We start from the raw sequence: 14,738 nt of genomic DNA, 5'->3' as shown, positions 1-14,738 counted from the left end.
GTGCTCCTGTCAGCTCGTCCGCAGCGCGGAGCGGATCGCCGTGAACGTGCCGCCGGCCGCCTGGGAGGCGAACTGGAAGCGCAGGACGGTGTCCACGTTGGAGAGGGTCTCGGTGTCGAGGTTCACGTTGTTGCCGTCGAGACGCGTCGGCTCGAGCGAGCGCGCGGTCGTCGCGGTGGTGTGGCCGTCGTGCTCGGCCACGGAGCGCGCCAGCGCGTCCTCGAACGAGACGCGCTCGGCGGTGTAGCCGGGGGTGTTGACGTTGGCGATGTTGTTGGCGATCGCCCGCTGCCGTGCGGCGAGGCCGTCGAGGGCGCTCGCGAGGGCGGCACTGGTCACGGATTCGAGCACAGCTGCACTCCATCGAGGTCTGGCGGCTCATCCGTGGCCTGGTCGTCGAGCGATCCGTGCTCAGCGTGCTCTATCGGCCGCTCCGGCGAGGCCGTTAGCAAGATGTGCGCGAGTCGTCCTCGCGCGGAGGATCACGGTGTGGAAAGTGTGGATTTTTCCCCTCCGGAAGAGGTATACCCACAGGGTCATCCACAGCTTCAACAGGGGTGTGAATTACACGCCTGTGGTTTCGAAGGGATGTTCGATCCACGCGATTTTCGCGCGTTTTTGCTGATCAGTTGGCCTTTTGGTTTCCTGTGTGTTCTGAGTCTCCACACATCTCGCGCGTGTCCTCCACACTTTTCGCCCCTCCATCCACCACTTCTCCCCAGAGTTATCCACAGGTGGACAACTCTGGGAGCGGGAGACGTCGTGGACTCCCCGGTTCACCCTCGCCCAGTGAACGGGTCGTGAACGGCCGATGACCGCCGCGGACACGCCCGGGGTGCGCTCGGCGGGGCCGGAGCGGCGATTAAGCGTGCTGCTCATCTGAGCAGAAGCGACGCACTCGATCAACCGAGCAGGTCGAAATACACCGGTCTCGGGCCCGGCTCGGTGCGGGGCACGGACTTCACGGCGGCCAGGTGCTTCGCCGTCGTCTGACGCACATCCTCGAGGTAGCGGATGGTGTGCAGCTGAGCCTCCAGCAGGCGAGCGGCACGGTCGTGCAGCTCGGGCGGGATGGGTCCCAGCGCGATCGGCGGACGCCACGGCACGGGCTCGGCCTGCGCGAGCGCGCGGTGGAGTTCGGCCTCCATCCGCTCGAGCGCGTCGGCCCAGGCCCCGGCGGCGTCGACCGCCGCAGCCTCGACGGCGGGGGAGTCCTGCTCAGGCGACACCGAGGTCGCTCCCGCTCGCACCCGCACCGGCGGCCGGGGCCGCCGCGGCGGCCTCGTGCCAGGCCTGGCGAAGCGGCTCGACGAGGTCGATCGCCTCCCGCACCTTGGCGGCGTCGCGCTCGACGGTCACGTCGACGATCAGCTCGGCCAGGTAGGTGTACAGCTGCAGGAGGCCGTCGGCGCCGTTCCACAGGTCGACGCGCAGGCTCGAGGCGAGCTCGGCGACGATCTGATCGGCGTGCCGCAGGTTCTCCCAGGCGATCGGCCAGTTGTCGGCCGTCAGGGCCGCCTCGGCGCGCGTCAGGTCGAGCACGAGCCGGTCGTAGAGCATCGTCAGCAGCCGCGCGGGGCTGGCCGAGAGCACGCTGTCCCGGTTGTAGGCGGAGAGCTTGGCGGCGGCGGAGTTGAGCAACGTCATCACGAACTCGTCGAGAGGGAGGCCAGCTGGCCGGTCAGCCAGTTCGACTGCGACTGGAGCTTCTGGAGGTTGACCTCCAGGTTCGCGTAGGTCTTCTCGAGGCTGCTGCGCCGGTCGGCGAGACGCGTGTCCCAGTCCGTGATCTGCGAGTTGAGGCTCTTGACGGTCGACTGCTCGCCGGTGATCTTCGTGGTGATCGAACCGTCGTACTTGTCGCTCGCCGCAGTGGCCGCATCGGCGACGCGCTGGGCCACGGCCCCGACGGCCGCCTTCACCTTCTCCGGGTCCGCGGCGAGCGCCGCCGCGAACTTGTCCGCGTCGAACGTCATGTTGCCGTCGCTGGTGATGGAGATGCCGTAGGTCGAGGGGGAGACGCCGTCGATGGGCGCGGAAGCCGCGTCGAGCAGCTTCTGGTTGGCGTCGCGCACCGTGGAGTCGCCGGTGAACGTGCCCGCCGTGACGACGGTGCCGCCGGCGGCGTCGGTGGTCGTGCTGACCGCTTGCTTGCTGGCGATCAGCGCGAAGATGTCGTTGAGGCTCGTGACCAGGGATTTCGCGACGTCCGAGATCGCCTTGTCGTCCCGCGCGACGGTCAGCGTGACGGGGGTCGTGGAGGCCGCGCTCACCGTCATCGAGACGCCGGGCAGGACGTCGGCGAAGGTGTTGGTCGACGAGGTGACCGCCTGGGCGGCGCCCGTGCCGCTCCACAGCGTGATCTGCGCATCCTGCGCCTGGCGGACCTGGGCGGCCCCGGGCTCGGTGAGCAGGTTCGACGCGGTGCCGGCCGAGACGTCGGCGGTCGATCCGCGGTAGGCGGTGAAGGAGCCCTCGACGCCGGTCTTCGTCGAGCTGAGCTGGAGGCGGTAGAGCTTCTCTCCGGTCGACGGGTCGAGGCCCGCGGCCACGCGGGTGGCGGTGACGCCGACACCGGCCTTGTTGATCGCCGCGGCGACGTCGGCGAGCGACGAGCTGCTGGCGGTGACCTGCTTCATCGTTCCGTCGGCGGCGACGAACGTGAGCACGGGCGGCTCGTCCGGCCACTGTGTGAGCGGGCCGGTCACGGTGACCTGCGACTGCGCCACCGTGTCGACGGTGAAGTCGATGGTGCCGTCCACCGCTCCGGTGCCCGCGGTCACGACGACCTTGTCTGAGCTCGAGGTGGCGGTGTGGAGGTCGCTCGCCGCCGGCTTGGCGGTCGTGCCCGCCAGATCGGCGAGGGCCGCCACCTTGGTGTTCAGCGACTGCATCGCCGTGATGTAGGTGGTGGAGTCGGTGACCTTGTTCTTCAGCAGCGTCTGCGGAACGGCCTCCGCCTGCATGAGCTGGTTGATCAGATCCGTGGTGTTCAGACCACTGATCAGACCGTCGACGGCCATTCCCATCGGTGATCCCTCCCTGCTGGACGGCGGTGGCTGGTGCTGCTGGTGGTGGTGCTGGTGGAGCGGTGCGGCGGCCGGGATGCGCTTTGGGGCATCGCATCCCGGCCGCCTTCACTGCGGCTCGACGGGGGCTAGCGCGCTAGCCCGTCGACTAGCGGAGCAGCTGCAGAACGCCCTGGCCGGACTGGTTGGCCTGGGCGAGCATCGCGGTACCGGCCTGCGACAGGATGTTGGAGCGGGTGTACTTCACCATCTCCTCCGCCATGTCGGTGTCGGTGATGCGGGACGACGCAGCCGACAGGTTCTCCTTGGAGACGTTGAGGCTGCGGATCGCGCTCTCGAAGCGGTTCTGCACGGCACCCAGGCTGGCGCGGGCGGTCGACACGTTCTTGATCTGCGTGTCGAGAGCCGTGATCGAGGTCAGGGCGTTGGCCGCCGAGTCGAACGTCAGCGTGCCGACCGCCGTGGCGACGTCCGCGACGTTCGCACCGGACAGGTCGACCGAGATCTGGTCGTTCGCCGCGACGTCGCCGGCGCCGACCTGGAAGGTCAGCGTCGCGTTGGAGCCGTCGAGCAGCTTGATGCCGTTGAAGTTGGCGCTGCCCGAGATACGGGTGAGCTCCTTCTGGAGCTGGTCCACCTCGGTCTTGATGGCGCCGCGCGAGTCGGCGTTATTCGAGTCGCTGCCGGCCTGGACGGCCAGGTCGCGCACGCGCTGCAGGATCGAGTGGACCTCGGTCAGCTGGCCTTCAGCGGTCTGCACGACGCTGATGCCGTCCTGAGCGTTGCGGGCGGCGACGGTGATGCCGCCGACCTGCGACTTCAGGCCCTCCGAGATGGCCAGGCCCGCCGCGTCGTCCGCCGCACGGTTGATGCGGAGGCCGCTGGACAGCTTCTCGAGCGACTTCGAGAGGTCGCTCTGCGTGTTGTTCAGGTTGCGGTAGGCGTTGTTGGCCGCGATGTTGGTGTTGATCTGCATACCCATGATGTTTCCTCCATGATCCGGGCTTGATGTTCGCGGCCCATCCGTGGTCCGCAAACCCTTCTATCGACCGTCCCGTCGGCTCCGTTAGGCACCTGCCCGCGCAGGCGGGCGGTGCCGTCAGGAGGCGCGGACGGACGTGGGTGAAGTGGGGGAGAGCGGCGCCGGGTGGGCGCCGAGGTGCGCGACGGCATGCTGCGCCAGCCGGGCCAGGTAGGCGCTGCGGCGGGCCTGGGAGGTCTTGGCCTCGATGACCTCGGGGTCGCCTTCGTCGGCGTAGTGCGTCGCCATGCCCTCGCGCATCAGCCGGATGGCCTCCGAGCGCTGCTGCGAGACGGCGGAGTGGGTGATCCCGAGCTCCTCCGCGATCTCGGTGACCGTGCGGTCGTCGAAGTAGATGGCCTCCACGATGGAGCGCATCCGGTCGGGGAGGGCGGCGACGGCGGCGCGCACGTAGGCGGTGCGCTCGCCCGTCATGAGCGATTCCTCCGGCCCGACGGTGTCGGAGACGAGCAGCGGCTCGATGGTCTCGTCGAGGGCGGTGACGGTGCGTGCGGCGTCGGCGAGGCCGGCCGCGGCCGTCTGGCGGTCGACGCCGAGCGCGTCGGCGATCTCCTCGACGGTGGGCGTGCGGCCGAGGGCGGCCGTGAGGCTCTCGCGCACCGCGACCGTCTCCTTGATGCGCTTGCGCGCCGAGCGGGTCGCCCAGTCGCTCGCGCGCAGCTCGTCGGCGAGGGCGCCGAGGATGCGGGTGCGGGCGTATGCGCCGAACGGGACGCCGGTCGATGCGTCGTACGCGTCGGCGGCGGTCACCAGAGCGAGGGAGCCCGCCGAGGCCAGGTCGTCTCTGGACAGGTGCGTGGCGCGCGAGACCAGGTCGGAGACCAGGTACCCCACCAGTGGCAGGTTGTCTACGACGAGCGCGTTTCGTTCGTTGCGGTTCACGCGTGCGACCCCTCTTCATCGGACGGGTACCACGAATCCGGCCCTCCAGGATCGGGCGGAACGGGTACTCGGGCGGTGCTGTTGATGCTCGGGCTGGGTCGGGTGCCGAGCGGGTGCTAGGGGTCTTCCGTGTTCACGGTAACAACGCGGACGCACTCCGGTCGCGCCTCCGATGCCCCCACTACAGGGCAGAGCGCACCCCCAAAAATGGGAATACTCACATCCACGGATACGACCTGTGAACCTGATAAGGGGATGCTGTGGATCGGCGCTCCGCACTGAGGGTATTCGCAGCCTCCCGCCCCTAACATCGAGGCCACCGGTGCCGATTGTCCCTTGTGTCGACGGGCATTCCGTCCGTCGTCTCGTCACCCGAGGGGACCGCGTGCGCACAACGACTCACGAGGAAGTCAGGAGCGACATGGCCGCGAGCGAACTGTCCGCGCAGCTCTGGAAGGAGCGCGAGCTCCTGGAACTGCTGCTGTTCAAGCTGGAGGAGGAGCAGCTCCTGCTCGTCGCCGGCAAGTCGCGCTGGATCTCCCACGCCACCCGTGAGGTCGAGCAGGTCATGGAGCGGATGCGCGTCGTCGGTCTGACCCGCACCGTCGAGGTCGCCGAGGTGGCCGAGGGCTGGGGTCTCGGGCCGGACGCGACCCTGCGGGAGCTCGCCACGGCGGCGCCGGACGGCATCTGGTCCGACATCTTCGGCTCCCACCTGGCGGCGATGACCGAGCTGACCGGCCAGATCGCCGAGGTGCGCGACATCAACGAGCGCCTGTTGCGCGAGGCCTCCCGCTCCACCCAGGAGACGCTGAGCGGCCTCTCCGCCGCGGGCGACCCCGGTCTGTACGGGTCGGCGGGCGAGAGCCGGTCCGGCGACGGCGGCGCACGATTCTTCGACACGGAGGCGTAGAGGGATGAGCACCTTCAGCGGTCTGAACACCGCGTACACCGGCCTCGTCGCCGCCAAGGCGGGCCTCGACGTCGTCGGGCAGAACCTGGTCAACGCGAACACCGCCGGCTACACCCGCCAGCGGGTCTCGACCACGGCCGTCGCGCCGCTCGGATCGACCGGCCTGTTCAGCGGGGGCGTGAAGCCCGGCCAGGGCGTGTTCGTCGGCGGCGTGCAGCGGCTCGACGACGCCGCGCTGAGTTCGCGAGTTCGCACGACGTCCGCCGTGGCCGGCTATTCCGGCACCCGGGCCCAGGCGCTGGCCACCCTCGAGTCCTCGCTCAACGAGCCGGGAACCAACGGCATCTCCGCCCAGCTCCAGAAGTTCTGGTCGGCGTGGGGCGATGTCTCCAACCAGGCGGGCGAGCAGGCCCCAGCGGGGGTGCTGCTCGGCCAGGCCGGCAGCCTCGTCACTCAGATCGCACAGGGGTACCAGGCGGTCGACGACCAGTGGACGGCGCTGCGCACGCAGGCGAGCGGGATGGTCGACGACCTGAACTCCGCGGCGAGCGCCGTCGCCGAGCTCAACGGCCGCATCCGGTCGGCTCTGGCCGCAGGCGACTCGGCCAACGAGTTGATGGACCAGCGGGACACCCTGACCACGAAGATCGCCTCGCTGGCGGGGGGAGTGGTCCGGGCCAACGAGGACGGGACCGTGGACGTGCTGGTCGCCGGGAACGCGCTGGTGCAGGGCACCGAAGCGAAGACCGTCGCTCTGGCCGGTGCGCAGCGGATGAGCGACGCGGCCGGTGACCCGCTGCGGCTGGAGTGGTCGTACCGGCCCGGCGTCGCGATCGCGATGGAGGGCGGCTCGATCGCGGGAGCGGTCTCGACACTCGCCCCCGCCGACGCGTCCGGCACCGGAGGAGTGCTCGCCGAGGCCGCCGCCGGCTACAACAGCTTCGCTGTGACGATCGCCCAGCGCGTCAACGACATCCACCGCACCGGCGCGACGAGCTCCGGCGCGACCGGCCTCGACTTCTTCGCCATCGACGCGAGCAAACCCGCGGCTCTCGGGCTCTCGGTCGTGCCGACGGATGTCTCGCAGATCGCCACGGGGACGGCGGGAGCCGGCGGCAGCGACGGGAGCGTCGCCGACGCGATCGCGAAGCTCGGCACCGGCACGAACGCCGTCGACAAGCAGTGGTCCGCGTTCGTGGTGCGCATCGGCGTCGCGAGCAAGGTCGCGCAGCAGCAGGGCGACCTGGCCGCGCTCTCCGCGAGCTCGGCCACCAGTGCGCTGCTGGCCAACTCCTCCGTCGACCTCGACGAGGAGAACATGAACATGCTCGCGTTCCAGCACGCCTACCAGGGTGCGGCACGCGTGATGACGGCTGTGGACGAGGCGCTCGACGTGCTCATCAACCACACCGGACTGGTCGGGAGGTAATCCGTGTTCACCCGTGTGACGAACGCCACGCAGACGCTCACCGCGCAGCGCAACCTGCAGCTGAGCCTGCAACGTCAGGCGCAGCTCTACGACCAGGCGACCAGCCGCCAGCAGATCACCAAACCGTCGGACGACCCGACGGCCACGGCGAGCGCGCTCGGCGTGCGGGCCGACCAGGCCGCGACGGCGCAGTACCAGCGCAACGTCGACAACGGCGACGCCTGGCTCACCACCGCCGACTCCACGCTCACCTCGGTCGAGAGCATCATGCGCCGCGTGCGCGACCTCACCGTAACCGGCGCGAACGACGGATCGCTGTCGGGGGAGGCCAAGGAGGCCATCGCGACCGAGCTCGACGGCCTCAAGAAGTCGCTGCTCTCGCTGGCGAACACCACCTACCTCGGCCGCACCGTCTTCGCCGGCAACTCCGACGCCGGCGTCGCCTTCCAGCCCGACTACTCCTTCACCGGAGCGGCGGGAAGTACAGTGGAGCGCAGGATCGGCCCGGACACGACGGTGCGGGTGGATGCGGACGGCGCCGCGGTCTTCGGAACCGGCTCCGGCTCGGTGTTCGCCCTGATCGACGGCATCTCGAACGATCTGCGGACGGGGGTGAACGTCGGCCCCCGCCTGGGCGGGATCGACGACAGGATGAAGGCGATCGTGGGAGAGCACGCGGAGATCGGCGGTCGGCAGACGCGCCTCGACAAGGCGAAGGACACCCTCGCCGTCGGTGCGAACGCGCTGGAGGCGCAGCGCTCGAGCCTCGAGGACGTCGACCTGAGCAAGGTGCTCCTCGACCTCAAGACGCAGGACGTCAACTACCAGACCGCGATCGCCGTCACGGCCCGCGTGCTGCAGCCGACGCTGATGGACTTCCTCCGATGAGCGCGGTCGCGTTCGTCACGCCGCCTCCCGGCCTGGAACCGCTCGCCGCGTTCGAGCTGACCCCCGTCGACGGAGCCGCGGGTCTCTACACGCTGGCCTCGACCGAGCGCCCGGAGATCCGGCTCTTCACGATCGACGCGGAGCGCCACCTCCCTGGCTACTCGCCGGAGCTGCCCGACGACCGCGCCGTCGACCTGGGCATCGCGGCCCAGGAGCAGGCACTGCTCCTGGTCGTCGTGACCCCGTCGCAGCAGGGCAGCACCGTCAACCTGCTCGCGCCGATCGTCGTGAACCGCGAGACCGGCGCCGCCGTGCAGCTCGTGCTCGACGACGACGCGTTCCCCGTACGCGCCGAGCTGGCCGCCCTCGCGGGCGCCTGAGCGACGGGCGACCGCTCCTACTTGCCCGCTTCCGGCGCCTTCGCCGGGCACGGCGCCGACTTCGTCATCGCGTCCACCGTCTGCGCCTCCGACCAGGGGAGCGCGTCGACGACCTTGGTCCCCTTCGCCGCGGCCGGGACCTTGGAGACGATGGACGAGAGCCGTTGCGCCAGCGCCTGGGCGAACCCGGCGCCCGGTGTCGAGTTGTTCAGTGCGACGACGACCGTGAGGCCCGAGGCCGGGTCCGTGTACATCGCCGACAGATAGCCCGGGATGGCCCCGCTGCTACCGCGCAGCGGTCCGAGCAGCTGCACGCCGAGCCCCTGCTTCTGCCAGGAGGCTCCGCTCGCCACGCCCTTCATCTGGGCGTCGGCCGTCTTGTCGCCGCGCAGCGAGCCTGTCGCGAGCGCCTCGCTGAACGCCTTCAGGTCGTGGAGGTTCGAGACGACGCCGCCGGCGGTCCAGCCCATCGACGGAGAGAGGTGCGAGACGTCGCGCATCGGCTCGCAGACCACCGCTCCCGCGCCGTCGACGCCGGCGGCGTACCCGGCGGGATGCGGCCCGGGGACGGCGAGGATGGAGGAGGCGGGCAGGGCGCTCGCGTCCATCCCGAGCGGCCCGAAGACATGCGACTCGTAGAGGTCGGGCCAATCGCTGCCCGCGGCGTTGCGCACGGCCATGCCGACGAGCACGGCGTTGGTGCGGGCGGGGGAGTAGTTCTCGCCCGGCTTGCCGGTCCGCGGAGCGGCGATGCCCTCGCTCGCCAGCTCGAGTGGCGGCCACTGCCGGGTCGGGTTCATCAGCATGCGGCTGCTCAGCTGGGCGGAATAGTCCCCGAGGCCGGAGGTCCCCTGGCAGAGCTCCCGCATGGTGACGCCTTCGACACCGACCAGGCCGGGCACCCATTTGGTCAGCGGGTCGTCGAGGCCCATCGTGCCGTCATCCACCAGATCGAGGAGGACCGAGCACGTCATCGGGACGGTGTTCTGCCCGACGCGGAAGGTCATGGCCTCGGTGACGGGCTTCGTGCCGCCGCGGGTCGTCGTGCCGGTGGCGGCCGTCCAGCTGCCGGCCCAGGGAGCCCACACCCCGGCGAACCCGGCCGACGCGTCGGCGAGGGTCATGGCGTCCGTGAGGGCGCCGTCCAGTCGCTTCTGCACATCGGCGTTGAATCCGCCCGGTCGCTGCGTGGGCAGATCGGTCGCGGCGGACGAGGTGCAGCCTGCCACGGCGAGCAGGAGCATCCCGGCCGCGGCCGCGAGGACGGCCCGTCCGATCCGGTTCGCTCCGCGCATGGACTCCCCCGTCGTCGTGGTGCTGTCGTACGGATTCTAGCCCGGGCACGAGAGGGCGCGAAGAGCCGTCCGGCCGGTCCGCCAATCCGATTCCGTGCGTGCTGCGAAGACCAGATGAGGCGCGCAACCGTGCGCCGTCCAAGGAGGAACGAACCATGCGCACATCACCGAACCGTCTCGTCGCCACCATCTTCGGCGCCGTCTACCTGCTCGTCGGCCTGCTCGGCTTCGCCTTCACCGGCGGCGTCGGCTTCGTGGCCACCAAGGGTGGGCTGCTCCTCGGCATCTTCGAGGTCAACCCGCTCCACAACATCGCCCACCTGCTGATCGGTGCGGCGCTGCTCATCGCCGGCCTCACCCGGGCCGCAGCCGCGAAGGCGGTCAACACGACCGTCGGCGCCGTCTACCTGCTACTCGGCATCGTCGGCTTCTTCCTGGTCGGGACGGGCGCGAACATCCTCGCGCTCAACACTCCCGACCACTTCCTCCACTTGGCGAGCGCGATCGTGCTCCTCGGTGTCGGTCTCGGTGCCGAGCGGACCGTGCGCTCCACTCCGGCAGCCGTCTGACCGACATGGCCACGGCTCCCTTGAGCAGGATGTCAGGAACCCCGGTCGCCCCTCCGGCCCGGGCGTTCCTCGCCGTGGCCGCACTGGGGGCGGGCCTGCTTCACGCAGCGCTCGCCCCCAGCGCACCTCTTCCGCTCCTCGTCGTGCTCCTGGCCGTCGCGGTGGCGGAGCTCGGCTGGTCGGTCTCGACGCTCGCGCGCGACCGGCCCCTCCTCTTCGGTCTCATCCCCGCCCTGGCCCTCGTGCCGGTCGGACTGTGGGCGGCTCTCGCCGTCGTGGGCGCGACCGCCAGCTCGGGCACGGTGATCAGCCTCCCGCTGCTGCCGATGGCCGTCGCGTCGCTGCTCGACGTGGCCGTCGCCGCCGTCAGCGCCGTCGTGCTGCGGAGGGCCCGCCCTGCCTCCCAGCACACCGGAGCGCTGCGCTTCGTCGCCGCCCTGGCCCTCAGCGCCTCCGCCGTCTGCGCGGTCACCATCCCCGCGCTCGGCCTGACCGATGCGGGCTACGCCGCCGTGAAGGTCGGCCACCACCACTGACGGCGGGCACACCCGCTTTGTCCCCCTCACGACTCTCCCCATAGGCTGTTCACAGGAACTCGGGGATTCCGTCATCCGCCTGCCGGCCGTCGGCCGCACGCCGATGTCCGCGCACACGCACCGGGCCCCGGCATGAGCCGACACCAGAAGCACACGATGACAGGGGGATCCCGTGACCGACCCGAACACTCCGCCCGGCGACCAGAGCCAGAACCCGACGGGGGAGCCGACCGCGGCACCCGCGGCACCGGCCGGGCCCGAGGCGTCCGCCGCGCCGCCCGCCGCCCCTGACGCGCCCGCCGCATACGCTCCGGCGCCCAACCCCTACGCCCCCGCGCCCGGCACGAAGACGGGGATCCGACCGTGGGTGTGGTGGGTGATCGGAGGCGCGGTCGCCCTGGTCGTGGTGATCATCGTCGCCATCGTGCTCTTCATCTCCCTGCTCGGCGGCAACGGCGCGAAGAGCGTCGCCGAGGAGTACCTCCACGACATCGCGAAGGGCGACGCGTCGGCGGCCAACAAACTCGCCCGCGCCGACTCGTCCGACTTCCTGCTCACCGACGCCGTGCTCGCGAAGGCGAAGCACATCTCGGACCCGGCCGTCACGCGCACACTCTCGAGCCGCAGCTCCGACCAGACCCAGGTCTCCGTCGCCTACAAGCTCGCGGGCAAGACGTACCGCGACACCATCGAGCTCGACAAGGACGACAAGGGCTGGTACGTCAGCCGTGGACTCGTCTACCAGCTGCCATACGTCTCGTCGTCGATCGCCGGATTCACGGTGGACGGCGCCAAGCAGACCATCACGTCCGACGATTCCGAGGTCTCGGCGTACCCGGGCGTCTACTCACTCGGCGCGCCGAACAAGTACTACGACCTGGCGGGCTCGCCCACCCTCACCGTCGCGGCGGGATCCTACGCCGACCTGAAGCTCGACCTCACGCCGTCCGCGGCGTACATCGCCGAGGTGCAGAAGCAGGTCGACGCCCACTACGCGGAGTGCGCGACCAAGACCGCCTACTACGACGTGGAGGACTGCGGGATCGACCTCAGCTTCCCGTCGAACATGCCGGCCTCGGGATCGACCGTCGCCGTCACCGTCGTCGAGTCGCCGAAGGTCGAGGTCGGCGACAGCGATTCGTACTACCAGTTCAAGATCGGGGACGGCTCGTTCACCGCCGTGCTGACGGGATCGGACTACCGCGGCAATCCGGCGACGGAGAACCTGACCGGCCGTGCCGGCTACATCAGCGCCGACATCTCGGTCAAGGATGACAAGGTCGTCGTCACCTTCAACTGACGGAGCGATCTGCGGGAGGCCGGGCGAGTCCATCGTCCGGCCTTCTGCGCGTCCGCGCAGCTTGACGGATGGACCCGGATCCGTCATATTTAGGTAAGCCTTACCTGACCAGGAGACCCGAATGGCCGAACTGATCCCCTTCTCGCAGGCGCTCCGCGAGCGCACCCGTTCCGTTCACGAGGAGAGCGAGGGCGCGACCTTCATGCAGGACCTCATGAGCGGCAAGGGCAGCCGCGAGGACTACATCCACCTTCTGGCCCAGCACTACTTCATCTACGAGGCGCTCGAGGAGGCCGCGGTCAACATGGCCGGGGATCCCGTCGCGGCGCTCTTCATCACCCCGAAGCTGACCCGCCTCCCGGCCATCGAGGCCGACCTCGAGTTCCTGCTCGGCGACGACTGGCGCGACCGCATCTCGCCGCTGCCGAGCACCTTCCGCTACACGGCCCGCATCCGCGAGGTCGGGCACGACTGGCCGGGTGGTTTCATCGCCCACCACTACACGCGCTACCTCGGCGACCTCTCCGGCGGGCAGATCATCCGCACCCTCCTGCAGCGCCAGTACGGCTTCGAGACGAACGGCGTCGGCTTCTACCTGTTCTCCGACATCGCGAAGCCCAAGGTGTTCAAAGACGTCTACCGCTCGCAGCTCGACGCCGTCGACTGGACGGAGGAGGAGCGCGACCGCGTGATCGCGGAGGTCGGGCTCGCCTTCCGCTACAACACGGAGCTCTTCAACGACCTCGCCGCCGCGAAGGCCGCCGCGGCCTGACGCACGTCGGCGGTGCGGGTCAGCGCCTGCTGAGGGCGAAGCTCCCGCTGCCGAACCGGACGATCGAGCCCGGGTCGACCTCGTGGCGGGTGTTCGGGTCGCACGCGAACGTGCCGTCGCCCGGATACGCGATGGTGGTGCCGTTCGCCGACCCGAGGTCCATCACCCAGAACACGTCGTCGTACTGACCGAAGGCCAGGTGCGCGCGCGAGACGGACTTCGCGTCGTCGGAGACGGTGATCAGCTCCACGTGCGCCGGGTCGTCGAACTCGGTGCCGGGGGAGTGGACGACCGGGTTGCGGCCGATGACGCCGTTGCCGGTCGTCTCCACATGCTGACCGTCGCTGAAGTCCAGTACGAACGTGATCATCTGCGTCTCCTCACGCCTTCGACTCGGCGCTCGCCGCGCTCAGCGGCACGTGGACCGGGCGGGCGTCGCTCATGAAGCGCTCGACGTCCGGGTCGACCGTGATGTCGCTCGGCCGCAGCGGCCGCGTCAGGTACAGCCCGTCGAGCGTCGTGATGCGGCTGAGCGCCACGTAGGTCTGCCCCGACGTGAACGCGCGCGTGCCCAGGTCGACGATGGCCGCGTCGTACGTCTTGCCCTGCGACTTGTGGATGGTGACGGCCCACGCGAGTCGCAGCGGGAACTGCGTGAACTCGGCCACCACGTCCTTGGTGAGCTTCTTGGTCTCGGGGGAGTAGCTGTAGCGGAACTTCTCCCAGCTGGTCGGCTCCACCTCGTGGATCTCGCCGTCGACGTCCACGTACACCGTCGAGTCGATGCGCGTCACGGTGCCGATCGTGCCGTTGACCCAGCGCGGCCCGTCCCCCTGGCCGACGTCGTTGCGCAGGAACATCACCTGGGCGCCGACCTTGAGCTCGAGGCTCTCCTCCGCGGGGTAGTTGCGGCCGCCGAAGTCGCCGCTGATCTCGGCCTTCGCCGTCAGCGCACGGCCGGGGAGCCGCTCGAGGGCCTGCGCGTTGATGCGGTTGACCGTGTCGTTGCGCGTGGCGAGCGTGATGGTGCCGTCGTCGGGGGCGGGCCGGGCGCCGACCTCGTTCAGCCGGTCGGCGATCTCCTTCGTGACCTGCCCGTGGCGCACGGCGTTGAGCATGAAGCGGAAGTCGGACTCGTGCTGGCGGTGCACCTGCAGCAGCTCCACGATGCGGAGGTCGGCCTCCTGCCACACCTTCGCGTCGAAGAACCACATCGACCGGTAGGTGTCGCTGAAGTAGGCGCGCTCCTCCTGGTCGCCCGGCACGGGCGCGAGCTGGTACGGGTCGCCGAACAGCACCACCTGCACGCCGCCGAACGACTCCGCCGGCCGCTGCCTGGCCTGACGCAGACTGCGGTCGACCGCGTCCATCAGGTCGGCGTTCACCATCGAGACCTCGTCGATGACGAGCGTGTCGATGGTGTTGAGCAGCTTGCGCAGCTCGGCGGTCTGCTCGATGTCGTGATCGGCGATGACCCCGATCGGCAGCCGGAAGAGAGAGTGGATGGTCTGGCCGCCGACGTTGAGCGCGGCGACGCCGGTCGGCGCGGCGATGACGATCGACTTCTCCGTGTTCCAGGAGAGGTGGTTGAGCAGCGTCGACTTGCCGGTTCCGGCACGCCCCGTGACGAAGACGTGCTCCCGTGTGTGCTCGATCAGCTCGAACACCGCTTGCTGCTCCGGCGAGAGCGAGAGTCGGCCCAT

17 protein-coding genes are annotated in these 14,738 nt (G+C 69.8%); 8 read left to right on the top strand and 9 right to left on the bottom strand.

What is annotated here, in order from left to right:
* Positions 1-9: 9 nt before the first annotated feature.
* The 6 genes from FHX33_RS11795 to FHX33_RS11770 form a co-directional block, all read right to left on the bottom strand.
* Positions 10-351 carry a flagellar basal body rod protein FlgB gene (locus FHX33_RS11795; protein WP_021763781.1) on the bottom strand — a complete coding sequence of 114 codons (342 nt, stop codon included), beginning with the start codon at positions 349-351 and terminating at the stop codon, positions 10-12.
* 551 nt (positions 352-902) lie between these two features.
* Positions 903-1,229 (bottom strand): hypothetical protein, encoded by a 327-nt coding sequence (locus tag FHX33_RS11790; RefSeq protein WP_246397259.1) that lies wholly within the window; start codon positions 1,227-1,229, stop codon positions 903-905.
* Positions 1,219-1,647 carry a flagellar export chaperone FliS gene (fliS, locus tag FHX33_RS11785; RefSeq protein ID WP_183428537.1) on the bottom strand — a complete coding sequence of 143 codons (429 nt, stop codon included), beginning with the start codon at positions 1,645-1,647 and terminating at the stop codon, positions 1,219-1,221. Before fliS ends, FHX33_RS11790 begins: the two co-directional genes overlap by 11 nt.
* Positions 1,647-3,029: a flagellar filament capping protein FliD gene (gene fliD / locus FHX33_RS11780; protein WP_039922147.1), complete on the bottom strand. Its 1,383-nt coding sequence runs from the start codon at positions 3,027-3,029 to the stop codon at positions 1,647-1,649. The genes fliS and fliD overlap by 1 nt, the downstream gene beginning before the upstream one ends.
* 148 nt (positions 3,030-3,177) lie before the next feature.
* Positions 3,178-4,011 (bottom strand): flagellin N-terminal helical domain-containing protein, encoded by an 834-nt coding sequence (locus tag FHX33_RS11775; RefSeq protein WP_021762908.1) that lies wholly within the window; start codon positions 4,009-4,011, stop codon positions 3,178-3,180.
* Positions 4,012-4,128: 117 nt separating this feature from the next.
* Complete coding sequence (locus FHX33_RS11770; protein WP_179700712.1) at positions 4,129-4,953, bottom strand: sigma-70 family RNA polymerase sigma factor; 825 nt, start codon at positions 4,951-4,953, stop codon at positions 4,129-4,131.
* Between the two features lie 421 nt (positions 4,954-5,374).
* On the opposite strand from FHX33_RS11770, the gene flgN reads away from it, so the two are divergent.
* The 4 genes from flgN to fliW are packed head-to-tail and all read left to right on the top strand — an operon-like array spanning position 5,375 to position 8,563.
* Positions 5,375-5,866, top strand: coding sequence for a flagellar export chaperone FlgN (gene flgN / locus FHX33_RS11765; RefSeq protein WP_021757526.1), 492 nt, complete (start codon positions 5,375-5,377; stop codon positions 5,864-5,866).
* 4 nt (positions 5,867-5,870) lie between these two features.
* Entirely contained in the window at positions 5,871-7,295 is a 1,425-nt protein-coding gene (gene flgK, locus FHX33_RS11760) for a flagellar hook-associated protein FlgK (RefSeq protein WP_021757528.1), read from the top strand.
* A 3-nt stretch (positions 7,296-7,298) separates the two neighbouring features.
* A complete protein-coding gene (flgL, locus tag FHX33_RS11755; protein WP_039920935.1) occupies positions 7,299-8,183 on the top strand; it encodes a flagellar hook-associated protein FlgL in 885 nt (294 codons plus the stop codon).
* Positions 8,180-8,563: a flagellar assembly protein FliW gene (fliW, locus tag FHX33_RS11750; protein ID WP_021757531.1), complete on the top strand. Its 384-nt coding sequence runs from the start codon at positions 8,180-8,182 to the stop codon at positions 8,561-8,563. Before flgL ends, fliW begins: the two co-directional genes overlap by 4 nt.
* Before the next feature lie 17 nt (positions 8,564-8,580).
* Here fliW and FHX33_RS11745 read toward each other — a convergent pair whose 3' ends face one another.
* Entirely contained in the window at positions 8,581-9,858 is a 1,278-nt protein-coding gene (locus tag FHX33_RS11745; protein WP_021757534.1) for a serine hydrolase domain-containing protein, read from the bottom strand.
* A gap of 155 nt (positions 9,859-10,013) precedes the next feature.
* Here FHX33_RS11745 and FHX33_RS11740 point away from each other — a divergent pair, with 155 nt between their 5' ends.
* The 4 genes from FHX33_RS11740 to FHX33_RS11725 all read left to right on the top strand — a co-directional run bounded on the left by FHX33_RS11740 (position 10,014) and on the right by FHX33_RS11725 (position 13,035).
* On the top strand, positions 10,014-10,427 hold the full coding sequence (locus tag FHX33_RS11740) for a DUF4383 domain-containing protein (RefSeq protein WP_021757536.1): 414 nt from the start codon (positions 10,014-10,016) through the stop codon (positions 10,425-10,427).
* Between the two features lie 29 nt (positions 10,428-10,456).
* On the top strand, positions 10,457-10,963 hold the full coding sequence (locus tag FHX33_RS11735; protein WP_039920936.1) for a hypothetical protein: 507 nt from the start codon (positions 10,457-10,459) through the stop codon (positions 10,961-10,963).
* A 172-nt stretch (positions 10,964-11,135) separates the two neighbouring features.
* Complete coding sequence (locus FHX33_RS11730) at positions 11,136-12,263, top strand: nuclear transport factor 2 family protein (RefSeq protein WP_183428536.1); 1,128 nt, start codon at positions 11,136-11,138, stop codon at positions 12,261-12,263.
* A 121-nt stretch (positions 12,264-12,384) separates the two neighbouring features.
* The gene (locus FHX33_RS11725; protein WP_021760177.1) at positions 12,385-13,035 is read left to right on the top strand and encodes a biliverdin-producing heme oxygenase; all 651 of its coding nucleotides are present in this window, start codon (positions 12,385-12,387) and stop codon (positions 13,033-13,035) included.
* Between the two features lie 19 nt (positions 13,036-13,054).
* Here the strand turns inward: FHX33_RS11725 and FHX33_RS11720 are convergent, their stop codons facing one another.
* Positions 13,055-13,405, bottom strand: a complete 351-nt coding sequence (locus FHX33_RS11720) for an FHA domain-containing protein (protein WP_021760175.1) — start codon at positions 13,403-13,405, stop codon at positions 13,055-13,057.
* Positions 13,406-13,415: 10 nt separating this feature from the next.
* Positions 13,416-14,738 carry an ATP-dependent DNA helicase gene (locus FHX33_RS11715; protein WP_021760173.1) on the bottom strand — a complete coding sequence of 441 codons (1,323 nt, stop codon included), beginning with the start codon at positions 14,736-14,738 and terminating at the stop codon, positions 13,416-13,418.

Origin of the sequence: Leifsonia aquatica (assembly GCF_014190775.1) — a bacterium.
GTDB classification, from domain to species: Bacteria; Actinomycetota; Actinomycetes; order Actinomycetales; family Microbacteriaceae; genus Leifsonia; species Leifsonia aquatica.
Note: the sequence above shows the minus strand (reverse complement) of the source record. Positions and strands in the feature narration are given on the sequence as shown.